Here is a 21,597-nt window from a genome sequence, read left to right as displayed (position 1 = left end):
GTCAAAGCCGGGCGATCAGGTCGCGCGCGGCGGAGAGCGGATCGCCACGGCGCGCGGCCACGTCGTCGACGGCGCGGTCGAAATCCGCGCTGCCAGGCCGCAGCCTGTCGAGCACGAGATGCTCGGCGCTCCAGCGGATGCGGGTGGCGGCGTTGCGGCGGGCACGGCGTTCGCGTTCGCCGTGCTCGGTCATCCATGCCAGGTGCTGGGCGAAGCGCCCGGCCAGCTCCGGCACGCCCTGCCCGCTGGCCGCGACGGTCTGCTGGATCGGCACGTTCCACTGGCCGGCCTGCCTCCGGGACAGCCGCAGCATGTCGCGCAGCTCCGCGACCGTGCGCCCGGCGCCTTCCCGGTCTGCCTTGTTCACCACGTGCACGTCGGCGATCTCCAGCAGGCCGGCCTTGATCGCCTGCACGTCGTCGCCCATCCCCGGCACGCTCACCACGGCTACCGTCTGCGCGGCGCTGATGACGTCCACTTCGGCCTGCCCGACGCCGACCGTTTCCAGGATGACGACGTCCTTGCCCGCCGCGTCGAGCACGGTGATCGCGTCCAGGCTGGCGCGGGAGAGCCCGCCCAGCGCACCGCGGGTGGCGATGGACCGGATGAACACGCCGGGATCGCCGCCCAGATCGCTCATCCTGATCCGGTCGCCGAGAATCGCGCCGCCACTGTACACACTGGACGGGTCCACGGCGAGAACTCCGATCGTACGGCCGTTTTCCCGGTAGTGGCGGGACAACGCGGCGACGAGCGTGCTCTTACCGCTGCCCGGCGGGCCGGTCAGGCCGAGCACATGGGCACCACCCGCGTGCTGGTGCAGCTTCGCGAGCGCCTCGTCGACACCCTCGGTCCTGCGCTCGACGAACGTGAGCATGCGGGCGATCGCCGCGTGCTCCCCGGCGAGAACGCCGTCGACCAGTTCGCCCGGCGACCTCACGACGCGCTCCCGAGCCGGCGGAGCAAGTCGCGGTCGTCGATCACCCGCCGAGCCTTGAACTCGGTGCGGTCGAAGCTCTGGTGCGCCACCGGCACGACCTTGGCACCGACGCCGAGCACCTTCCGCAGTTCGTCGGCCATGGCGCCGGCCCAGGCCGGGAGCGCGGGCTGTGGCACGTCCTTGTACTCGACCTGCACGACCAGGCTGTCCATAGTGGACTCGCGGCTGATCACGATCCGGTGCTCGCCGCCGTAGCCGTCGGCCGCCATCACGACGTCGTCGATCGCGCTCGGGTACACGTTCTCGCCGCGGATCGTGAACATGTCGTCGATGCGGCCGTAGATCCCCCTCGGCAGGAACGGATATGTGCGCCCCCGTTCGGCCGAGGGGGCTTCCCAGCGCGTCAGATCGTTGGACAGCAAGCGGATCATCGGCTGGCTCGTGCGCTCCAGCGTCGTGTAGACCGGCGTGCCCTCGCGGCCGTAGTCCAGCCGCAGGTGATCCGACGGGTCGCACACCTCGGTGTAGACGAGGTCCTGCCAGCACAGCACGCCGGGCTCGTTGCCGCCGGCGCCCAGGTGCATCCACGGGCTGACCTCGGCCATGCTGCCCGAGTCGTAGACCTGCGCGTCGAACGCTTCGACGATGCGCGACCGGATCGCCGGAATGCTGGCTCCCGGCTCGCCGGAGAAGAACAGTTTGCGCAGCCCCAGCGACGCCGGATCGATACCCTCGTCCTGGGCTACCTCGGCCAGATGCAAGGCATACGAAGGAGTTCCGTAGAAAACGGTGACGCCCATCTGCCGCATCCAGCGCACGGTGCGTGCGGTCTGGCCCGCCGTGCCTGCCCCGAACGGGAAAACCCTTGCCCCGAGCCGTTCCGCTCCGATGTAGGCACCCCACGAACCCCAGTACAGGCTCAGCGGGGAGGCGACCAGCACGACGTCGTCCGGGCGGATCCCCATCGCCCACATCACCCGGGCGTGCGCGTTGGCCACGCTCCGCCAGTCGCGTTCGCTGATCCCGAACGCGGTCGGCCGCCCCGTCGTGCCCGAGGTGCCGTTGATGTGCTTGACCTCGCCGGGCGCTACCGCGAGATAGCTGCCGAACGGCTCGTGGGCGGCCTGGTCGGCGCGCAGTTCTTCCTTGCGCACCACGGGAACCTTCTCGAAATCGGCCAGGCTCCGTATCGAGGACGGGTGGATGCCCGCCTCGTCCCACTTGCGGCGGTAGAACGGCGCGTTGTCCCACGCGTAGGCCATCACGTCACGGATCCGGGCGAGGATCGCCTCGTCCCGTTCCTCCGCCGGCATCGTTTCCCGGTGCGGGAACCAGAACCGCTGTCCCGGCTCCGGCCGGTAGGACTCGTCGTAGCGCGGCGGCCAGCTCCACTGCTCCATCACGCCTCCCTCGCGAGTGCGGTCAGCTCGCGGATCCGCCCGACGATCGTGTCCGGAGTGGTGTCCTGCCCGAGCACCTCGGCCACGCCCATCTTCTTGAGCTCGTCCACGTCCTCGTCGGGCATCACGCCGCCCGCGACGACCGCGAACCGCGGCGGCTGCGGCATCGCGTCGATCAGCTGGAAGATCCGCGTGAAGATCGGCATGTGGGCGCCGGACAGCAGGCTGACCCCCAGCACGTCCACGTCCTCCTGGACCGCCGCTTCCAGCACCTGTTCCGGGCTGCGGTGCAGGCCCGTGTAGATGACTTCCATGCCGGCGTCCCGCAGGGTCCTGGCGACGACCTTGACGCCGCGGTCGTGCCCGTCGAGGCCGATTTTCGCCAGCATCACGCGGGTCGGCTCCTCGCTTGTGTCCATCTCAACTCCGAGGTCTGGTACGACAGCCATGTGGTATGACCATAGGCATGGTCGTACGAGGAGAGCAAGAACCAGCCGGGAATTCGTCCGGCGCCGCCGCGCCGGTTCTCGCCCGCCGGGAGGGAGTGCTCGGCAGGCTCACGCTCAACCGGCCACGTGCGCTGAACGCGCTGGACCTGCGCATGATGCAGGCGATGCTCGCGGCGCTCGACGCGTGGGAAGACGATCCTCGGGTGCGTGCCGTGCTCCTGGACGCGGTGGGGGATCGGGCCTTCTGCGCCGGTGGTGACCTCGGCGTGGTGTACCGCTCCGCGGGCGGCGATGCGGCACTCGCGCGGCGGCTGTGGCGCGAGGAGTACAGGCTCGACGCGCGGCTGGCGCGGTACCCGAAGCCGGTCGTCACGATCATGGACGGGATCACGATGGGCGGCGGCGTGGGCATCGGCTGCCACGCCGCCGTGCGGATCGTCAGCGAGCGCGTGGTGGTGGCCATGCCGGAGGTCGCGATCGGCCTCGCACCGGATGTCGGGGGCACTTTGCTGCTGTCCGGGGCGCCGGGCGAGACCGGCGCGCATCTCGCCCTGACCGGCGACCGGATCGGACCCGACGACGCTGTCTACTGTGGACTGGCCGATCACATTGCCGACCCGACGCGGTTGCCGGGGTTGGTCGCCGATCTGGCCGCCGGCGGCCAGATCGAGGCGACGGTGGCCCAGTACGCGCGGCCCGCGCTACCGGGGCGGCTCGCGGCCTCGCGGGAGTGGGTGGATGCCTGCTACGGCGGCGACGTCGAGGCCGTCGTCCGGCGTCTCGCCGCCCGTCCCGAGGAAGCGGCCCGCGCCGCGGCGGCCAGGATCAAGGCGGCGTCGCCGACCGCGGTGAAGGTGACGGCGGTGGCGATGGGGACGGCGCGGTCGATGACCGGGATCGAGGAGTGCCTTCGCCAGGATTACCGGCTGTGCAGCCGGTTTCTCGCACACCCGGACCTCGCGGAGGGGATCCGCGCGGCGATCATCGACAAGGACCGCAGGCCGTTGTGGGTTCCACCGGATCTGGCGGCCGTCGCCGACGCCGACGTCGCCGGCTTCTTCGCTCCGCTCGCGGACGATCTCGTGCTCACCTGAGCAGTCCTCATTGTGGTCGGACCACGGTCGAGTTAGGCTCGCGTAAATCCGCGCTGTCGGGGAGGCGACTTTTCGATGGGTGAGCCAGAGCCGGCCGAGGTGCTCTACCTCAGACCGCGCGGCGAGGTCGTGGCCGCCGTGCAGGACTGGATCGTGCGCTCTGAGCTGCGCGTGGGTGATCGCCTGCCTTCCGAGCGGCAACTCGCGCGCACGCTCGGCATGAGTGCCGGACAGGTGCGCCAGGCGCTGGGTGCGCTGGAATCGGTGGGACTCATCGAATCGCCTGCCGCCGGCGGCAAGATCGTCCGCGGCCCGCATTCGCAGGCGCTCGGCAACCTGCTCCGGCTGCACATGTCGCTGGCCGGTTTCACGGTCGCGGATCTGGTGTCGATCCGCGTGGATCTGGAGTGCGCGTCCGCGGCGCAGGCCGCGCTCGATGCGACACCCGAGGATCTGGAACGGCTGCGGCGGGTGGCCGCGGACATGCGCCGTCCCGGGATCACACCAGCCGAATTCGGCGACCTGGACTGCGAGTTCCACCTCCGCCTCGCCGACGCGGGCCGGAACGGGCTCGCGGCCTTCCTGCTGGGCACGCTCGAAGCCGCGATGAAAACCGGGATGCGCACCGGATATGGCCGGCGGAGCGGCTGGCCCGGCACGGCCGCCCGGCTGGCGGCCGAGCACCAATGGATCGTGGACGCCATCGAAGGCCGGGACGCCTCCCGCGCCGCGAACGAGGTCGCCAACCACATCTCCGGTTTCTACGAGGCCTCCGCCGACCACGGCTGAGCCGCCCCGGACCCTCGGTGTGAACAGCGGCATCCCGCGGCGCTTGACCTGTTCGGGGAGTGGATCGCGTTGCGGGGCTGAAGTCCGCATCGCGGGAGCACGGTGGCCCGGCGCATCCGCGAGTGGACCGAACCCGGCGGCGAGACGTTCATGCTCTGGTTCCAGCCGTTGGAGAGCGAGATGCGCCGCTTCGCCGGGCACGTCCTCCCGCGCGTCCGCCAGGACCTGAGGCAGACCGTTTGACCGGCGCCGGGCTGGGCCGTGCCGTGGTGAACCGTGCGGCCCGGCGGCGCACCCGGCGGGAGTGCGGCCGCGTCTTCGGTGCGCTGGGCGGCGCGGGCCTGCGGTAGAACAAGCGCTTCCCGAGTTCGACGAGCGCCAGGTAGCACACCACCATCAGCGCCAGCGCGGCGAAGAACCCGAACGGCAGTGGCTGGAAACCGAGGTCGGCGGCCAGCGGGGTGGCGGGCAGCACCGCGCCGACGAGCACCACCCCGAGCGCGGCCAGCAGCAACGGAACGCTCGGCCTGCTACGGAAGAACGGGATCCGCCGGGTACGGATGGCGAAGAGCACCAGCGTCTGCGTCGCCAGCGATTCGACGAACCAGCCGGTGCGGAACTCCGGCGGCCCGGCGTGGAACACCCACAGCATGACCCCGAACGTCGCGAAGTCGAACACCGAGCTGATCGGGCCGAAGCAGAGCATGAACCGCCGGATGAAGCCGATGTCCCAGCGCGCGGGCCTGGCCACCTGCTCGGCGTCGACCTCGTCGGTGGGGATCGCGAGCTGGCTGGTGTCGTAGAGCAGGTTGTTGAGCAGGATCTGCGACGGCAGCATCGGCAGGAATCCCAGGAACAGCGACGCCCCGGCGGCGCTGAACATGTTGCCGAAGTTGCTCGAGGTACCCATCAGGACATATTTCATCGTGTTCGCGAAGATGCGCCGCCCTTCCCGGACACCGTCGGCCAGCACGTGCAGGTCCTTCTCCAGCAGGATCACGTCCGCGGAGTCCTTGGCGACGTCGGTCGCGGAGTCCACGGAGATGCCGACGTCGGCGGCGTGCAGCGCGAGCGCGTCGTTGACGCCGTCGCCGAGGAACGCGATGTCGACGCCGGCGCGGCGCTGGACGCGCACGACCCTGGCCTTGTGCTCGGGGCTGACCCGCGCGAACACGGTCGTCTCGGGCAGCGCCCGGGCGAGCTGCTCGTCGTCGAGCTTGTCGAGGTCGGGACCGGTGAGCGTGCCCTTGACCGGCAGGCCGAGTTCCTCGCACACCTTGACCGCGACGGCGGGGTTGTCGCCGGTCACGATCTTGACGTCGATGCCGAGCCCGGCCAGCCGCCGCAGCGCGTCGGCGGCTCCCCGCTTGGGTGCGTCGAGGAAGACCAGCAAGCCGACCAGCCGCAGATCGCGTTCGTCGGCGGCGGTGACGGCGGAGCCGGTGGCGGGCCGCACCGCGACGGCGACGACCCGGTTACCGGCCGCGAACTCCGCGTCGAGCGCCGTCCGCGCGGACGGCGGCACGTCGGAGCACCGCGCCAGTACGGCCTCGGGCGCACCCTTCGTCACCAGCATCCTGCCCTCGCCCTCGACCAGTACGGACGCCATCCGGCGTTCGTGATCGAAGGGCAGTTCGGCGATCTTGCGCCAGCCCGCGGTGTCGAACCGGTGCGCGGCCGGCGACTCCCACAGTGCGGTGTCGAGCGGGTCGCCGTCGGGGTTGCTGCACAGCAGGCCCCAGCGCACCGTGTCGTCCGAGGGCGCGCCGTCGGTGCCCACCGCCCGCATGAAACTGATCCGGCCCTCGGTCAGGGTGCCGGTCTTGTCCGTGAACAACACGTCGACGTCGCCGAGGTCCTCGATACACACCAGCCGTTTGACCAGCACCTTGCGCTTGGCCAGCTGCCGTGACCCGGCGGCGAGGCTGGTCGAGACGACGGCGGGCAGCAGCTGGGGCGTGATGCCGACGGCGATCGCGAGGGAGAACAGCAACGCGTCGATGACCGGCCGCTGCAGCACCACGTTGATCACGAAGATGGAGGTGGTCAGCACCGCCGCGACCCGGACGAGCAGCAGCGAGAAGCGGCGCAGCCCGATCTGGAACTCGGTGTCGGAGCGTCGTGTGCCCAGACCGGCGGCGATACGCCCGAACTCGGTGCGCGACCCGGTCTCCACCACGATCCCGCGTCCCTCGCCGGCGTGCACGACGGTGCCCATGAGCGCGCAGCCGGACATCTCGGCCAGCGGGGTGCCGGGTGCGACCGTGGCGGTGTTCTTCTCCGCGGGCAGGGATTCGCCGGTCAGCACCGATTCGTCGCAGGCCAGTTCGGCCACCGACAGCAGGCGGATGTCGGCCGGAACGACGTTGCCGAGCCGCAGTTCGACCAGGTCACCCGGCACGAGCGTGGTCACGTCGACGTGGCGGGGCGTGCCGTCGCGGATGACGACGGCCTCGTGCCGGATCTTCGAGTGCAGCGCCTCGGCGGCCTTCTCCGCGCGGTACTCGTTGGCGAAGCCGAGCCCGACCGAGAGCACCACGATGACCCCGATGATGATCGCGTCGCTGCGCTCGCCCACGAAGTACGACGCGATGACCGCGGCCAGCAGCAGGCCCAGCAGCGGCGAGCGCAGCTGATGCCACAGCACCAGCCACGGGCGGGCGCGGTGCGAGACGACCGTGTTCGGGCCGAGGGTGGCCAGCCGCGCGGCGGCTTCGGAGGAGGTCAGGCCGCCACCGGCGGTGTGCAGGCCGTCCAGGACCCGCTCGACCGGTAACGTGCCCGCTGTGGCGACCTCCACCCCGGGCTCGACCGCACCGCGTGCCGGTGTGGTTATGCTCACCGGCCCACACCACCACGTCACGGTGCGGATCGATGAGGGCACAATGGCACTGATCGGTAGCCGATAGGCCCTCGCGATGCCGCACGGCGCCGCACGCGGGCAGTTCAGTCCATTGAGGATGGTCGGCTGCCGTGGCCACCCGGATGAAGGAATACGAGATGTCGACGCAACGCCGCCCGCCCCGCCGCGTCTGTCTCTTCGTGCCCACGAAGAAGACCAAAGCAGCCCTGGCTCTGGTAGCCGCGAGCCTGGCGGCCCTTTCCGCGTGTACCTCGCAAACCCCCGCGACCGCACCGAATCCGGCAACTTCGACAACACCCCCGCCGGTGGCGTCGGTGACTATTTCGGACAATAACGCCACGGCTCTCAATCCCCGCACACCGGTCGTCGTGACCGCGGCGAACGGCAAGCTCACCAAGGTGACCGTGACCAACACGGCGAAGGGAAACGCCGTCGGTGGCACGCTTTCCGCGGACGGCACGCGCTGGACCTCGAACGAGCCGCTGGGCTACGGCGCGACCTACTCGGTGGTCGCCGACGCGACCGGTACCGACGGTAAACCGGTGGAGCAGAACGGAACCCTGCACACGCTGACTCCGGCCGCGCAGGCGTATCCGGCGATGACGCCCGCGCCACCGGGCGCCGGGGCGACGTTCGGCGTCGGGCAGATCATCGGCGTGTCCTTCGACCACGCCGTCACCGACCGGGCCGCGGTGGAGAAGGCGCTGAAGGTGACCACGAACCCGCCGCAGCAGGGCAGCTGGCACTGGATCGACAACAAGACCGTGCACTACCGGCCGCCCACGTACTGGCAGGCGGGCACGACGATCACGCTGGCCGCGGATCTGTACGGCGTCGACCTCGGCGGCGGGGTGTACGGGCAGACCGACAGGTCCGTGACCTACCGGATCCACGACTCGTGGATCGCCAAGGCCGACGGCAACACCGAGCAGATGCAGATCCTGCACAACGGCACGCAGGTCGGCAGCATGCCGATCAGCATCGGCAAGGACTCCACGCCCACCCACGTCGGGCCGCACGTGATTTCCGACAAGCAGCAGCAGGTCGTGATGGACTCGTGCACCTACGGACTCTGCCCGCCGGCGCCCGGTGCGTACCGTTCGACCGAATACTGGGCGGAGCGGATCTCCAACGACGGCGAGTTCGTGCACGAGAACCCGAACACCGTGGGGGAGCAGGGAAGCTCGAACGTCTCGCACGGCTGTATCAACCTGAGCCCGGAAAACGCGCAGGCGTTCTTCGGCCAGTTCGGCTTGGGTGACGTGGTCGAGGTGACCAACTCCGGTGGCCCGCAGCTGCCGATCTACGACACCTACGGCGACTGGGAACTGAGCTGGTCGCAGTGGCAGGCCGGAAGCGCCCTGCACTGAGCGGGTGACGGTGCCGGCGGGGGACACCGCCGGCACCGTCACGCCCCTCTCAGCCCTGGCAGTTCAGCAGCTGCAGGGCTGCCTGCAATCGCTGGGTCAGGAACGTGCTCAGTGGCACGCCCGCATCGGGAGATTTGGCCTGTGCGAACAGGGCGTTGTCCGTGGCCAGCCGTGCTGTGCCCACGGTCCGCAGGTTCGTGCAGTAGGCCTGCGCCGTCTGGGACGCGGTGGCCAGCGCGGGCTGGTCGACGCCCGCTCGGTACAGGTTGGTCTTCGTCACACTCGGCTGTCCGTCGATCAGCGTCATCGGGTCGTTGGGCGGCACCAGTGCGACCGGTGCGCCCTGATGGGCGGCCGCCTGCAGTTCGTCGAGGGCCAGCGCTGTGCCAGGCGCGCCACCGACCGTCAGATCGGGTGCGGTGAACGACGTGCAGCCCAGCGCCGGGTCGATGAACGCGTTCAGCAGCCGGTTGTCGCTGCCGTTGACCAGCGTGGTGCCCGCACCCGTGCCGGCTTGGGCGGTGCGGCCGTCGGCGGTGGCGACGTAGGTGGTCGTGACGTTGTCGCTCTGATCCTGGTCCACGACGCCGAAATCGCGCACCGTCGGACAAGGCTGTCCGTCCGCGCCCGTGGCCAGCGGCGGAATCGTCAGCATGCCGGTGCCGATCGCCGCGTTGGCGGCCTTGAAGAACGCCGTGGCACCGCAGTAACCGAACTGGCCGAACGGCGATCCGGGTGCGCCGTTGACGCAGGCGCCGTCGCGCAGCGCGTTTCCCTCTCCGCGCAGGGTGAGCACGTCGCCGTTGAAGCCGAACCAGACGCCGACCACGGCACCGGCGGGCAGCGTGGGCGCGACCGGCGCGACGGCGGGCTGGGTGCCGCGGTCGATCACGAGCGGCCGGTACACCGACAGCTTGCCCGTGGCCGGATCGATGATCGTGGCCTCGACGAAGGCCGACTGCGCGGCGTTGGTCTCGTGGCAGGCGCCGCCGGGCTCGGTGCCGCTCAGCACGTACGGCGCGGCCAGCCCGGCCGCCGAGAGCGGATTCGCCGGAACGGTCAGTGTGCAGTTGGGATTCGTGCCCGGCGCGGCGGGCGGCTGATCACGTTTGCGGGGTTTGGGTTTCGCAGGTGTGGGCGAAGCGGCGGCCGGGGCGGGTGCTTTCGTATCCGCGGCGGTGACGACATTTCCCGTGCCCGCCGGATGTGCGATCAACAAAGCGGATACGGTGAGTAAAGCAGCGAGTACGAATGTGCCGAGAAGAGTGCGGCGGATGGGCCGCGCCCGATGGCGCCCGTGTCGGGTTGGCAAGGGTTTTTCTCCTTGAGGGTCGTGCCTTGCGGCGTTTTTCCGTCCCCCTGGTCGAACTGGACGCGAACGCTAGCACGAATAACGGAGCAATAACAGACCTATAACATGATCCTAAATGGAAGGAATTCGAAGGTCATTTTCCGCGTGCGGTAGATTCGCTGTATGGCAAGGCGGGGTGGCGGACATCGGCGTGCACCGGGCGAGCTGGAGACGGAGGTGCTGGCGGCTTTGTGGAGCGGGCACCGGCCGGCGACGGCGGCCGAGGTGCAGCAGAGCATCGGTGGTGAGCTCGCTTACACCACGGTGGTCACGATCCTGACCCGGCTCTACGACAAGGGTGCGGTGACCCGGGAGAAGCAGGGCCGTTCCTACGTCTACGCTCCGGTCGAGGACGAGGCCGGGATGGCCGCCCGCCGGATGGGCAAGCTGCTGGACGCCTACCCGGACCGGGCACGGGTGCTCGCCCGGTTCGTCTCGAACCTCTCGCGCTCCGACGAACGGACGTTGCGCGCCCTGCTCCGCGACGTCGAACGGGACTGACGCCCATGGACTCCGGCGTGTTCGTGCCGCTGTTGCTGCCGGTCGCCGCCTGGCCGCTGGCGCGGCTGGTCACCGCGGGCGCGCGCCCGAAGACCGGGGTGTGGTTACTGGTCGTCGCCGCGCTCGCGCTCGCCGGCGGCAGCACGGCCGCGCTGTGCGTCCTCGCGATCGCCGGGCTGTCGCTGGTGCCCGCGGTCGCCCGCTACGGCGAGTGGTCCGCGGAGGTGTTGCGGGGCATGGAGATCGCCAGCGTCCCGGTGGAGGTGCTCAGCGGTCTCCTGCTCGTGGCGATCGCGGTGTCCGCGGTGATCGGCACGGTGCGGCATCTGCGGTGGCTGCGCGGCGTCGTGCGCACGATCGACGGCATGCCCGCGGCGGCGCGACTGGTGGTGCTGCCCGACGCCGAGCCGCTGGCGTTCGCGATTCCCTGGCGTGGCGGCAGAATCGTGGTGTCACGCTCGATGCTGGACGCGCTCACCGCGGCGGAGCGGCGCGCGTTGCTCACGCACGAGCAGGCGCATCTGCGTTGCCGTCATCACCTGTTCCTGGCCGCGGCCGGGGTGGCGGCCACGCTGAATCCGTTGCTGTGGCCGTTGCGTTCGGCCGTCGTGTTCCTCGTCGAACGGTGGGCCGACGAGGCGACCTGTGCGCGGATGGGGGACCGGCGGGTGGTCGCCTCCGCCGTGGCGAAGGCGGCGCTGGCCACCCGGGGACGGGTCGTGCCCGTGCCCGCCGCGACCGCCGGTCCGGTGCCGCGTCGCGTCGCGGCGTTGCTGTACCCGGCCGCGCCGCGCGTGGACTGGCGGCTGGTCGCGGGATTCGCGGCCGCGGTGACGATCGCGGTCACCGCGTGGTCGGCGCAGGCCAGTATCGAGGCCGCGGCCGATCTGCACGCCGGGATCGAACTGGCCAGTGTCGGACATCACCACCACCGTCACTGGCCGACCGCGTGATCGGCCAGCGGGCCCACCCGCAGCGCGCGGTGCTCGCACTCGTCCAGTAACGGCCCCAGCGCGGCCAGTGCCGTCCGCCAGGAGCCGGGGCTGGCGGCGTGGTCGGAATCGTGCAGCAGCACGGTGCCGCCGCCGTCGAGGTCCTTGAGCACGGTGCGCAGCACCGAACGCGCGGTCGCGCGCGCGGTCCAGTCGAAGCCCCAGCAGGTCCACAGCACCGGCGTCAGCCCGAGCCGTCGCGCGGCCTGCAACGACGACGCGCTGAACACTCCGTACGGCGCGCGAATCCATTGTGGACGCTGCCCGCTCGCGCGGTCGATCGTGTCGACGGCGCGCGCGAGTTCGTCGTGCATCCGCCGCGGCCCGTACCGCAGCCAGCACCGGTGCGCCCAGCCGTGCACGCCGATCTCGTGTCCCGCGGCGGCGATCTCCTTGACCAGCCACGGCGCCCGCGCGGCCTGGGCGCCCAGCAGGAAGAACGTGGCCCGGACCTGGCGGATTTCCAGCAGCCGCAGGAAATGTGGCGTGCTCGCGGGGTCCGGGCCGTCGTCGAAGGTGAGCGCGACGTGGTCGGCGGCACCGATGCCGGCCAGCTCCGGCCAGTACCGGCCGCGCAGCGCGGGCACGAAGGCCGCGGCCGGTGCCGCGTGCAGCAACGCCCCGCCCGCGGCGATCGTCGCGGCCAGTCCCAGCCCCCGTGCGAGACTCATGCGGCGGGTACCTCCGGGATCCGCATGCCCGCGAGCCGGGCCAGCAGCCCGGCCGGGTCCGCGCCCGCGGGCAGTCCCGAGGGACGAGCGGTGGACAGCGCCTGCGCCAGCCCCGCCACCCCGGTCACCGACGGCACGAGGCCGATCTCGTCGAGCACCCGCGCGTTGGCCCTGCCGTGCCCGGGAAGGCAGCGGTAGGTGATCACCGGCACGCCGGTCGCGAGCGCCTCCAAGGTGCTCAGCCCACCGGCGTTCTGCACGACCACGTCGCACGCCCGCAACAGCGCGGGCATGTCGCGCACCCACCCGAACACGCGCGGCACCCCCGCGCGTGTCAGCCGCTCCCGCAGCGCCTCGTTGCGGCCGCACACCACCGCCGGATGCGCGACACCGGTCGCCGTCACGTCCGCGGTGATCTCCTCCACCTCGCCCACACCCCACGATCCGGACACGACCAGCGCGAGGCGCTCGCCGGTGGCCAGCCCGAACCGCCGCCGCGCCCGGTCCCGCTCGCCGGGCAGCGCGGGGCGGAACTCGGGTGCCACCACGGGGCGGGCGACCTCCGTCGCCGGTGCGCCGAACCGCCGGACGGCGGCGGCCGCGTGATCGTTGGGCGCGATGTGCAGATCGGCGTGCTGCGACACCACGAGGCGATGCACCGAGGGATCGGTCAGGTACACCGCCACCGGCGCGTCCAGTTCGCCCTTGCGGCGAAGGGCGCCGAGTGCCTGGCTCGCCAGCGGGTAGGTCGACACGACCAGTCGCGGCGCGGGCGCCAGCACCTTCCGCAGGTTCGGCAGCGCCAAGGCCGAGACCGCCCGCGCCAGGCCGGCCAGCGGCGCGTGGCCCATCGCGGCGAGCAGCCAGTCCCAGCTCGCCGGCGCGATCTCCAGCTCCCGGTGGTAGGCGTCGCACAAGCGTTGTCCCCACCGGCCCGGCAGCAGGTCGAGGTAGTCGAAGCGGTCCACCGCGAACCCGAGGCCGCTCAGCCGCCGCGTCAGTTCCCCGGCCGCGCCGTCGTGCCCGGCCCCGATGCGTGCGGAGATCACGACCGCACGACCTTCTACAGTCATGTCGTATTTCTACACTGCTGTAGTAGAGACGTGGTGAGGTGTCTGCGACTTCCGGCGTACCCGGTAGCCCCCAGGGTGCAGGCCCGCGCGCGGGAAATCAGCCGCGGGACCGTCGTGCGCGGCAGGGCGGCGGGCCTAGCTTCGGCCATACAGGCGGAAAGGGGTACAGCATGATCGAGGCACGGGCGCTGACGAAGAGATACGGCGAGAAGCTCGCCGTGGACGATCTGACGTTCACGGTCAAACCCGGCGCGGTCACCGGGTTTCTGGGGCCGAACGGGGCGGGCAAGTCCACCACGATCCGGATGATCATGGGATTGGACGCGCCGACCTCCGGCGAGGTGACGGTGAACGGGCGGCACTACGCCGAGCACACGGCGCCGCTACGGGAAGTGGGCGCGCTGCTGGAGGCGCGCGCCGTGCACACCGGGCGTTCGGCGCGTAACCACCTGCTGGCACTGGCCGTCAGCAACGGAATCCCGCGGCGGCGGGTCGACGAGGTGATCGGGCTCGTCGGCCTGGAGGGGGTGGCGAGCAAGCGGGTGGGCGGCTTCTCGCTCGGCATGGGGCAGCGGCTCGGCATCGCCGCGGCGCTGCTGGGCGATCCGGCCACGCTCGTGCTCGACGAACCGGTCAACGGACTGGATCCGCAGGGAATCCTGTGGATCCGCAACCTGTTGCGCGGGCTCGCGCAGGAGGGGCGCACGGTGTTCGTCTCGTCGCACCTGATGAGCGAGATGGCGCTGACCGCCGAGCACCTGATCGTGGTGGGACGCGGCCGGCTGATCGCGGACACGTCGGTGAGCGAGTTCATCGAATCGGCCTCGCGCAACTCGGTGCGGCTGCGCAGCCCGGAGGCCGCCCGGCTGCGGGCCGCGCTGGCCGGGCCCCAGGTGTCGGTCACCAGTGCCGAGGAGGGCCTGCTGGAGGTGTCCGGGATGACCGCCGCCGAGGTGGGCCGGATCGCGCTGCGGGAACAGGTGCCGCTGGAGGAACTGACGCCGGTGCGCGCCTCGCTGGAGGAGGCGTTCATGGAACTCACCGACGACGCGGTCGAGTACGGCATCCACCAGGAGGCGTCATGACCACCACCGCGTCGCGCCCGGAATCCGCCACCACCGTGCCGATGACCGGGGCACGCGTCACCCAGCTGCGGGTGCTGGCCTCGGAATGGGTCAAGTTCCGGTCACTGCGCTCGTCCTACGCCGCACTGGGCACGACGGTGCTGGTGATGATCGGGTTCGGGATCCTGATCTGCGCGGTCGTGGTCAGCCGCTGGACCAGGATGGCCCCCGGGGAGCGGGCGAACTTCGATCCGACGGTGACCAGCCTGCGCGGGCTGTTCCTGGCGCAGCTGATCATCGGTGTGCTCGGCGTGCTCGTGGTCAGCGGCGAGTACAGCACCGGGATGATCCGGGCCAGCCTGACCGCGGCGCCTCGGCGGTTGCCGGTGCTGTGGGCGAAGCTGGCCGTGTTCGCCGTGGTCAGTTTCGTGGTGAGCGCCATCGGCTCGTTCGCCGCGTTCCTCGTCGGCCAGGCGGTGCTGTCCTCGCAGCACATCCAGACGACGCTGGGTGCGCCGGGCGTGCTGCGCGCCGTCCTCGGCACGGCGCTCTACCTCACCGTCGTCGGCATGATCGGGATGGCGCTGGCCTGGATCATCCGGCACACGGCCGGGGCGATCGCGACCCTGTTCGGCGTGCTGCTGATCCTGCCCGCGCTGGTCTCGGCGCTGCCGGAGAGCTGGTCCAGCCACATCGACCCGTACCTGCCGAGCACGGCGGGGCAGGGGCTCACGCGCGTGCGGGTCGAACCGGGGTATCTCGCGCCGTGGACCGGGTTCGCGGTGTTCTGCGCCTACCTCGTGGCGGCCGTGATCGTCGCGGCGGTGCTGCTGCGGCGCCGCGATGCCTGAGAACGGCGGATGATGGTCGCATGACGGAGAGCACGGTGGCCACGCGCAGGCTGGGATTCGCCCGGATCCGCGCGTGGCCACGCGCGCATCCGCAGGCCGCCGACGCGCTGCTCACGTTCGCGGCCGCGCTGGCCGTGGTCGGGCGGGGCAACCGGTTCGAGCACTTCCACGGCGAGCAGCCGTGGGCCATCGTGTTCGCCGTGCTGCTGGTCGTCCCGCTGATCTGGCGGCGCCGCGCGCCGGTGCTGGTGTTCGGCTGGATGGCCCTCGTCGCGGGGGCGCAGTGGCTCGTGGCGCGGGTCGTCGTCGCCGACGCCGCGCTGCTGATCGCGCTCTACAGTGTCGCTGTCCTCTGTGGACGCCGGATGGCGGTGCTCGCGCTGGGGGTGCTGGAGTTCGGGATCGCGATCGCGGTACTGCGGTGGGCGCCGCCGGAGGGCATGTTCAACGCCTTCCTGCTGCTGTCCGGATCGGCGACCGCGGCGTTCGTGCTCGGCCGCAACGTGCGCACCCGGCGGGCCTACCTGGCCTCGCTCGAGGACCGGGCGCGCCGCGCCGAGCACGAACGCGACCAGCAGGCCCAGCTCGCGGCGGCGGCCGAGCGGGCGCGCATCGCCCGCGAGATGCACGACATCGTGGCGCACAATCTGTCCGTGATGATCGCGCTGGCCGACGGGGCGGCCTTCAGCGCCCGCGGCAAGCCCGAACAGGCCGAGGCCGCGGCCCGCCAGGTGTCGGCGACCGGACGGCAGGCGCTGGGCGAGATGCACCGGGTGCTGGGTGTGCTGCGCGGCGGGCAGGAGCCGCCACGCGCGCCGCAGCCGGGGATCGAGCAGATCGACGAGCTGATCGCGCAGGTGCGCGCGGCGGGCCTGCCGGTGTCGCTGACCGTCACCGGCACCCCGTTCCCGCTGTCGCCGACCGCGCAGCTCGCGGTGTACCGGCTGGTGCAGGAGGCGCTGACGAACGTCCTCAAGCACGCGGAGGAACCGGAGGACGCGTGGGTGCGGCTGCGCTACCGCGATCCGGTGGTCGAGGTCGAGGTCGCCGACAACGGGCGTGGCCGCCCGCTCGCCGCGGTGTCCGGCGGGCACGGGCTCGCCGGGATGGCCGAGCGCGCGGCCGTGTTCGACGGCGACGTCGAGGCCGGTCCCCGCCCCGGCGGTGGCTGGCGGGTGCGCGCGCAGCTGGCCTCGGCACGGGTGGCGCCGTGACCACCAGCGTGCTCATCGTCGACGACGAACCGTTGCTGCGGCTGGGATTCCGGTTGGTGCTGGAATCCCAGCCGGATCTCACCGTGGTCGCAGAGGCCGCCGACGGTGCGGCCGCGGTCGCCCGGACCGCGGAGCTGGACCCCGATGTCGTCCTGATGGACGTCCGGATGCCGGGCATGGACGGAATCGGGGCCACCCGGGCGATCGTGCGCGAGCACCCTCGGTCGAAGGTGCTCATCCTGACCACGTTCGATCTCGACGAGTACGCCTTCGCGGGGCTGAAGGCCGGGGCGAGCGGGTTCCTGCTCAAGAACGTGCCGCCCGAGGACCTGCTCTCGGCGATCCGCGCCGTCGCGGCGGGCGACGCGGTGGTGGCGCCGAGGGTGACGCGGCGGCTGCTCGACACGATGGCCGGCCACCTGCCCGATCCGGACGGCGTCGCGGGCCCGGCGCCGGACGCGCGGCTGTCCCGGCTGACCGAACGGGAGGCCGAGGTGCTGATCCAGGTGGCCGCCGGGCTGTCCAACGCCGAAATCGCGGCCGTGCTGGGCGTTTCGGAGGCCACGGTGAAGACCCACGTCGGCCGGTTGCTGGGCAAGCTCGACCTGCGCGACCGCGTGCAGGCGGTCGTGTTCGCCTACGAGACCGGGCTGGTCAAACCACGCTGACGGCGGTGGCGCAGCAACCGGATCCCGCCGATGAGCAGCGTGGCCGCGGTCGTGCCCGCCATCACCGGGAACTGGGGCAGCACGGGGGTCGCGATCGCGAGCAGGACGGCGGTCATGCCGCCCTGCACGCCCCGGTTGACCAGCACGCCCACCGCCGCGGCCAGCAGCAGTACCAGCGGCGGGACGAACATGGCGACGAACACACCGCTGTGGCGGACGAAGAAGGTGGCGGCCAGGCTGGCGAGCACGAAGGCGGCGCCGAAGAGAATGCCGAGCGTGTGGTTCACGCGAAGGTCGAACACGCTGCCCGCGACGGAGACCACGAGCACGCCGGGTATCGCCGCCGACGGCGGGATTCCCCAGCCGGCCCGGCGTTCGTCCGGTTCCGCTACTTCACGCATGGGATACCGCCTCCCGCGAGGGGACTGGGCGCGTCGCCGCTGTCGGCGGCGGGTGCCGGAGTGGGCGCCGTGGACACCGACGCGGACGCGGGCGTGGCCGGGAGGCTGAAGTCGGCGCCGAGCACGACCCTGACGTGGCCGGCGGGCACGTCACTGTCCGGCTGCACGGGCAGCCCGCCCAGCGCGGAGGAGACGGCGGTGGCGGCGTCCGCGGTTCCGGAGCCGTAGTAGATCGCCGAATGGCTCAGGTGCCGGGTGTCGGTGGTGGCCTTGCCCGCGGTGTCGCCGTGAGCGGCGAGCACCTGGCTGACCTCGGCGGCGAGACCGTTGCGGCTGGTGGCGTTCACGATGTCCACTGTGGCCGAGGGCGGGCGCGCGCTCGCCGGCGCGGCGGTGGTCGCGGGCGCCGACGAGGTGGGCGTGCCCAGCAGTTGCGCCACGGTGGCGCGAATCTGGGCGAGGTTGACGACGTTGACGTCCTCCCCGGCGGGGTCCTTGCCGAAGTGGTCGATGGGCAGCGTGACGAAGGCGATGTTGCCGCTGGTGAGATTGGCGGCCTGTTTGGCGAGTGCGAGCAGGTCCAGACCGGAGTCGATCGCGGTGTTCTGCTTCGCCACGTCGAGAATCCCTTGCAGCTTGGTGGGATCGGTGAACGCGCCACCCTGCTTGAGCTGGTAGGCAAGAGAAGCGATGAACGCCTGCTGGCGGCGTTCGCGGTCGAGGTCGGTGAAGTTCAGGCTGGGGTGGACGTAGTCGCGGCGCTGCCGCACGAACGCGACGGCCTGTTGCGCGTTGATCTGCTGCTGTCCTTTGTGGAAGTTCGCGCCGGAGTAGCTGTCCTGTGTGTCCTCGCTGAGACACACCGTGACCGGCTGGACGACCTGTGCGATCTGGAAGAACGCGACCAGCGTCACCTCGGCGAAGTGGTCGACCGGCACGCCGCCGAGGAACTGGCGCACGGTGTCGATCTCGGCCTTGCGGCCGGCCTCGCGGGACTGCTGCTCCAGTTGTGTCTTGTCGGCCAGCCCCTGCGCGACGAGCTTCTTGTGCTCGGCGTCGAAAGCCAGCCCGTAGGCCTGCTTGATCTTGCCTTTGCACTGTTTGTCCGGACAGCCCGCCAGATCCACGTAGTCGTCACGCGGGATCGAGATCGACGTGGCCTTGCCGCCGTCGGCCGGGACGTGCAGCAGCATCAGCACGTTGGCGTTGTACCCGCCGTCCTGCTGGTCGCCCGCGTGCAGCGCGTCGTAGATGCTCTGCGGCAGCGGATCGCCGTTCTCGTCCAGGCGCGAGTCCAGGCCCATGATGAGGATGTTGGTGTCACCGCCGAGCGAGGCCGACTCGCCGGCCAGCGCGTTGGAGGTCCGCAGCCCGCTGACCAGGCCGTGATAGGCCGACCAGCCGTAACCCGCTCCGGCCAGCACGAGCACCGCGACGATGCCCATCGCGATCTTGCCGGCGAGCAGCGCCCTGCGGGCACGCCGGTGTGGCACCCGGCCCCGTGGGGCCGGGTTCGTGAACGTTCGTGTCACCACACCCTCACTTCACACCAGCCGCCTCCGACGGGAGGCACCCACCATGAAACGACATTTCCGGTTAACAGAGCGCGAAGTCGGCGAGCCGGTGAACCGCTCCATGCGGCCGTGCGTGAACAATGGCCTTCAGAATAAGGCCCGGGTCCGCGGGGGTGAGACCCGCGGTGGTCAACTCGCTTCGCCGGCCAGCCGCAGGGCGAGCGTGGGACAGGCGGCGACGGCGGCGCGGGCCTCGGGCAGCAGCGCGGGCCCGACGCTTCGGCGGTCGATGACCGGGTAGCCCCATTCGTCCAGTTCGATCAGTTCGGGAAGCAGTTCGGCGCACAGCCCGTGTGCCTTGCAGGCAATGGGATCGACGGCCAGTCGTTGTTCCCGGCGGTTCATCGGGCCGGTGTCTTTCCGCTCGCGGTCACGATCCGCCCGAGCTGCCGTAATGGTGGCTGCTGGAGCCGCTGTTGTAGTTGTAGTTATAGCTGTAGTTGTCGCCGGATCCGGCGCTGGGAGCCTGCGTCGGCGCCTGACTGGGCGCCTGCAACTGGGGCGCGGCCGGGCTCTGCGTGGCGTCTCCCTCGGATGCGGGCGGAGCCGTGTTGTCCTCCGGCTGCGACGTGGCCGCGGCGCTGTGCTGCGTGAGCACGACCGCGAACGCCGCGGCCAGCGCACCGCCACCCACCGTCGCCCATCTGGTGGCCAGCCGCACCCGGCGACGTGCCTGGTCGCGCAGGGTGAGTCGGACACGCTGGCTGCGGTTCACGGCGGACTCCTTCGCTCGGACGGCTTTCACCGCCATCCAGTATCGCCGTAATTTCTTGGTGAAATCGTGGAACCGGCCGTTCTCAGAATTCACCAAGACGCGATGACCACACTGGTGGTCATGACAGGGATGGGCGCCGCGCGGTTTCCCGCGCTGGGCACGGCCGCGGAGGTCATCGTGACTGACGCGGCCGCGCTGGAGCGCGCCCAGGAGGTCGTGCGCGGGCACGTGCGCGAGATCGACCGGACCTGCAGCCGGTTTCGGGAGGATTCGGAGATTTCGCGGCTGCACGCCGGTGCCGGGCGTGCGGTACGGGTGAGCCCGCTGCTCGCCGAGGCGCTGGGGGTGGCGTTGCGCGCGGCAGAGCTGACCGGTGGACTGGTGGACCCGACCGTGGCGCACGCGGTGCGGCACCTGGGCTACACCGGCGATTTCGCCGGACTGGACCACGACGATCCGCGCCCGGCGACGGCGGCGGGCGCGGCGCCGGGCTGGTGGCGCGTCCAGCTGGACACCGACCGGGGGGAGGTCGTGCTGCCACGCGGTGTGTCGCTCGACCTCGGCGCGACCGCCAAGGCGCTGGCCGCCGACCGCGCCGCGGCCGACGCCGCCGAGCGCACCGGCTGCGGGGTGTTCGTGGGCCTTGGCGGGGACGTGGCCGTGGCCGGGCCGGGACCGGACGGTGGATGGCGGATCGTGGTCGGTGACGACCACGCGCGCGCCGACCCACGGCGCGATCCCGTGATCGCCGTTGTCTCCGGCGGGGTCGCCACCTCGAGTACCACCTGCCGCGCCTGGCGGCGGGCGGGCCGTCCGGTGCACCACATCGTGGATCCGCGCACCGGTGACGTGCCGGATGCGTTGTGGCGCACGGTCAGCGTCGCGGCCGCGTCCTGTGTGGACGCCAACACGGCGAGCACGGCCTCGATCGTTCTCGGGCACGCCGCTCCCGGCTGGCTCGCCGGGCAGCGCCTGCCCGCGCGACTGGTCACTGTGGACGGTGATGTGACGGCGGTGGCGGGCTGGCCGGAGGAAGCGAAGGTGGCCGGATGACGGCGCTGTGGTACCTCAGCAGGGCGACCGGGCTGGCCCTGCTGATCATGCTGACCTCCGTTGTCGTGCTCGGTGCGCTCCACAGTGGACGGTTCGCCGCCCGGAAGTGGCCCCGGTTCGCGATCGCCGAGGTGCACCGCAACCTCTCGCTGGTGACCGTGGTGTTCCTGGTCGTGCACGTCGCGACCGCGATCATCGACCCGTACGCCGGTATCCACTGGCTGGACGCGGTGCTGCCGTTCGTGTCCTCGTATCATCCGTTCTGGCTGGGACTGGGCGCCTTCGCCTCCGACCTGTTCCTCGCATTGATCATCTCCAGCCTGCTGCGGCCGCGGATCAGCGCGCGCGCCTGGCGCGCGCTGCACTGGACGGCGTATGCGTGCTGGCCCTTCGGGCTCGTGCACGGGCTGGGCATCGGCGGCGCCGACTCGCGGCTGGCGTGGGTGCTGCTGCTGATGCTGTGCTGCGGGGTGGCCGTGCTGATCGCCGTGGTGTGGCGGTACAACGCGCGGCACCCGGACACCGAGGCCCGCCGCCGCCCGTGGACCGGGATGCGCTGAACCC

General features: G+C 71.3%; 22 protein-coding genes. 11 read left to right on the top strand and 11 right to left on the bottom strand.

Annotated features, from left to right (window positions below; genetic code table 11):
• Window position 1 precedes the first annotated feature (1 nt).
• Genes meaB through HFP15_RS24275 form a run of 3 tightly spaced genes read right to left on the bottom strand, consistent with a single transcriptional unit; the run spans window position 2 to window position 2,759 of the window.
• Window positions 2-940, bottom strand: coding sequence for a methylmalonyl Co-A mutase-associated GTPase MeaB (gene meaB, locus HFP15_RS24285; protein WP_168519044.1), 939 nt, complete (start codon window positions 938-940; stop codon window positions 2-4).
• Entirely contained in the window at window positions 937-2,340 is a 1,404-nt protein-coding gene (locus tag HFP15_RS24280; RefSeq protein WP_168519043.1) for a phenylacetate--CoA ligase family protein, read from the bottom strand. Before HFP15_RS24280 ends, meaB begins: the two co-directional genes overlap by 4 nt.
• Window positions 2,340-2,759, bottom strand: coding sequence for a cobalamin B12-binding domain-containing protein (locus HFP15_RS24275; protein WP_168519042.1), 420 nt, complete (start codon window positions 2,757-2,759; stop codon window positions 2,340-2,342). The genes HFP15_RS24280 and HFP15_RS24275 overlap by 1 nt, the downstream gene beginning before the upstream one ends.
• A 35-nt stretch (window positions 2,760-2,794) precedes the next feature.
• On the opposite strand from HFP15_RS24275, the gene HFP15_RS24270 reads away from it, so the two are divergent.
• Both HFP15_RS24270 and HFP15_RS24265 read left to right on the top strand, forming a co-directional pair.
• The gene (locus HFP15_RS24270; protein ID WP_246271981.1) at window positions 2,795-3,883 is read left to right on the top strand and encodes an enoyl-CoA hydratase/isomerase family protein; all 1,089 of its coding nucleotides are present in this window, start codon (window positions 2,795-2,797) and stop codon (window positions 3,881-3,883) included.
• Window positions 3,884-3,958: 75 nt separating this feature from the next.
• Window positions 3,959-4,672: a FadR/GntR family transcriptional regulator gene (locus HFP15_RS24265; protein ID WP_168519041.1), complete on the top strand. Its 714-nt coding sequence runs from the start codon at window positions 3,959-3,961 to the stop codon at window positions 4,670-4,672.
• Between the two features lie 148 nt (window positions 4,673-4,820).
• Here the strand turns inward: HFP15_RS24265 and mgtA are convergent, their stop codons facing one another.
• Window positions 4,821-7,514, bottom strand: a complete 2,694-nt coding sequence (mgtA, locus tag HFP15_RS24260; protein WP_312871724.1) for a magnesium-translocating P-type ATPase — start codon at window positions 7,512-7,514, stop codon at window positions 4,821-4,823.
• A 335-nt stretch (window positions 7,515-7,849) separates the two neighbouring features.
• Here mgtA and HFP15_RS24255 point away from each other — a divergent pair, with 335 nt between their 5' ends.
• Window positions 7,850-8,905 carry a L,D-transpeptidase gene (locus HFP15_RS24255; RefSeq protein WP_446680252.1) on the top strand — a complete coding sequence of 352 codons (1,056 nt, stop codon included), beginning with the start codon at window positions 7,850-7,852 and terminating at the stop codon, window positions 8,903-8,905.
• Between the two features lie 49 nt (window positions 8,906-8,954).
• On the opposite strand, the gene HFP15_RS24250 is transcribed toward HFP15_RS24255, so the two are convergent.
• Window positions 8,955-10,124, bottom strand: coding sequence for a hypothetical protein (locus HFP15_RS24250; protein WP_246271980.1), 1,170 nt, complete (start codon window positions 10,122-10,124; stop codon window positions 8,955-8,957).
• A 255-nt stretch (window positions 10,125-10,379) separates the two neighbouring features.
• Between HFP15_RS24250 and HFP15_RS24245 the strand changes: the two genes are divergently transcribed.
• Window positions 10,380-10,757 (top strand): BlaI/MecI/CopY family transcriptional regulator, encoded by a 378-nt coding sequence (locus HFP15_RS24245; protein WP_168519040.1) that lies wholly within the window; start codon window positions 10,380-10,382, stop codon window positions 10,755-10,757.
• A 5-nt stretch (window positions 10,758-10,762) separates the two neighbouring features.
• Complete coding sequence (locus HFP15_RS24240) at window positions 10,763-11,710, top strand: M56 family metallopeptidase (protein WP_168519039.1); 948 nt, start codon at window positions 10,763-10,765, stop codon at window positions 11,708-11,710.
• Here HFP15_RS24240 and HFP15_RS24235 read toward each other — a convergent pair.
• On the bottom strand, window positions 11,692-12,420 hold the full coding sequence (locus tag HFP15_RS24235; RefSeq protein ID WP_168519038.1) for a polysaccharide deacetylase family protein: 729 nt from the start codon (window positions 12,418-12,420) through the stop codon (window positions 11,692-11,694). The two genes, HFP15_RS24240 and HFP15_RS24235, sit on opposite strands and share 19 nt — an antisense overlap.
• Window positions 12,417-13,493 carry a glycosyltransferase gene (locus HFP15_RS24230; protein ID WP_168519037.1) on the bottom strand — a complete coding sequence of 359 codons (1,077 nt, stop codon included), beginning with the start codon at window positions 13,491-13,493 and terminating at the stop codon, window positions 12,417-12,419. Before HFP15_RS24230 ends, HFP15_RS24235 begins: the two co-directional genes overlap by 4 nt.
• Window positions 13,494-13,663: 170 nt before the next feature.
• Here HFP15_RS24230 and HFP15_RS24225 point away from each other — a divergent pair, with 170 nt between their 5' ends.
• The 4 genes from HFP15_RS24225 to HFP15_RS24210 are packed head-to-tail and all read left to right on the top strand — an operon-like array spanning window position 13,664 to window position 17,290.
• Window positions 13,664-14,578, top strand: coding sequence for an ABC transporter ATP-binding protein (locus HFP15_RS24225; protein ID WP_168519036.1), 915 nt, complete (start codon window positions 13,664-13,666; stop codon window positions 14,576-14,578).
• Window positions 14,575-15,408 carry an ABC transporter permease gene (locus HFP15_RS24220; RefSeq protein ID WP_168519035.1) on the top strand — a complete coding sequence of 278 codons (834 nt, stop codon included), beginning with the start codon at window positions 14,575-14,577 and terminating at the stop codon, window positions 15,406-15,408. The genes HFP15_RS24225 and HFP15_RS24220 overlap by 4 nt, the downstream gene beginning before the upstream one ends.
• 20 nt (window positions 15,409-15,428) lie before the next feature.
• Window positions 15,429-16,622, top strand: a complete 1,194-nt coding sequence (locus tag HFP15_RS24215) for a sensor histidine kinase (RefSeq protein WP_168519034.1) — start codon at window positions 15,429-15,431, stop codon at window positions 16,620-16,622.
• Window positions 16,619-17,290: a response regulator gene (locus tag HFP15_RS24210; RefSeq protein ID WP_168519033.1), complete on the top strand. Its 672-nt coding sequence runs from the start codon at window positions 16,619-16,621 to the stop codon at window positions 17,288-17,290. Before HFP15_RS24215 ends, HFP15_RS24210 begins: the two co-directional genes overlap by 4 nt.
• Here HFP15_RS24210 and HFP15_RS24205 read toward each other — a convergent pair.
• The 4 genes from HFP15_RS24205 to HFP15_RS24190 form a co-directional block, all read right to left on the bottom strand.
• The gene (locus tag HFP15_RS24205; RefSeq protein WP_168519032.1) at window positions 17,260-17,691 is read right to left on the bottom strand and encodes a DUF6542 domain-containing protein; all 432 of its coding nucleotides are present in this window, start codon (window positions 17,689-17,691) and stop codon (window positions 17,260-17,262) included. The two genes, HFP15_RS24210 and HFP15_RS24205, sit on opposite strands and share 31 nt — an antisense overlap.
• Window positions 17,679-19,223, bottom strand: a complete 1,545-nt coding sequence (locus HFP15_RS24200; protein WP_312871723.1) for an LCP family protein — start codon at window positions 19,221-19,223, stop codon at window positions 17,679-17,681. The genes HFP15_RS24205 and HFP15_RS24200 overlap by 13 nt, the downstream gene beginning before the upstream one ends.
• 171 nt (window positions 19,224-19,394) lie before the next feature.
• Window positions 19,395-19,610 (bottom strand): ferredoxin, encoded by a 216-nt coding sequence (locus HFP15_RS24195; protein ID WP_168519031.1) that lies wholly within the window; start codon window positions 19,608-19,610, stop codon window positions 19,395-19,397.
• 25 nt (window positions 19,611-19,635) lie between these two features.
• On the bottom strand, window positions 19,636-19,980 hold the full coding sequence (locus tag HFP15_RS24190; RefSeq protein WP_168519030.1) for a hypothetical protein: 345 nt from the start codon (window positions 19,978-19,980) through the stop codon (window positions 19,636-19,638).
• A gap of 120 nt (window positions 19,981-20,100) precedes the next feature.
• Between HFP15_RS24190 and HFP15_RS24185 the strand changes: the two genes are divergently transcribed.
• Both HFP15_RS24185 and HFP15_RS24180 read left to right on the top strand, forming a co-directional pair.
• A complete protein-coding gene (locus HFP15_RS24185; protein WP_168519099.1) occupies window positions 20,101-21,033 on the top strand; it encodes an FAD:protein FMN transferase in 933 nt (310 codons plus the stop codon).
• The gene (locus HFP15_RS24180; RefSeq protein ID WP_168519029.1) at window positions 21,030-21,593 is read left to right on the top strand and encodes a ferric reductase-like transmembrane domain-containing protein; all 564 of its coding nucleotides are present in this window, start codon (window positions 21,030-21,032) and stop codon (window positions 21,591-21,593) included. The genes HFP15_RS24185 and HFP15_RS24180 overlap by 4 nt, the downstream gene beginning before the upstream one ends.
• The last annotated feature ends 4 nt before the right edge of the window (window positions 21,594-21,597 follow it).

The organism is Amycolatopsis acididurans (assembly GCF_012328925.1).
In the GTDB taxonomy this organism is placed as follows: Bacteria; Actinomycetota; Actinomycetes; order Mycobacteriales; family Pseudonocardiaceae; genus Amycolatopsis_E; species Amycolatopsis_E acididurans.
Note: the sequence above shows the minus strand (reverse complement) of the source record. Positions and strands in the feature narration are given on the sequence as shown.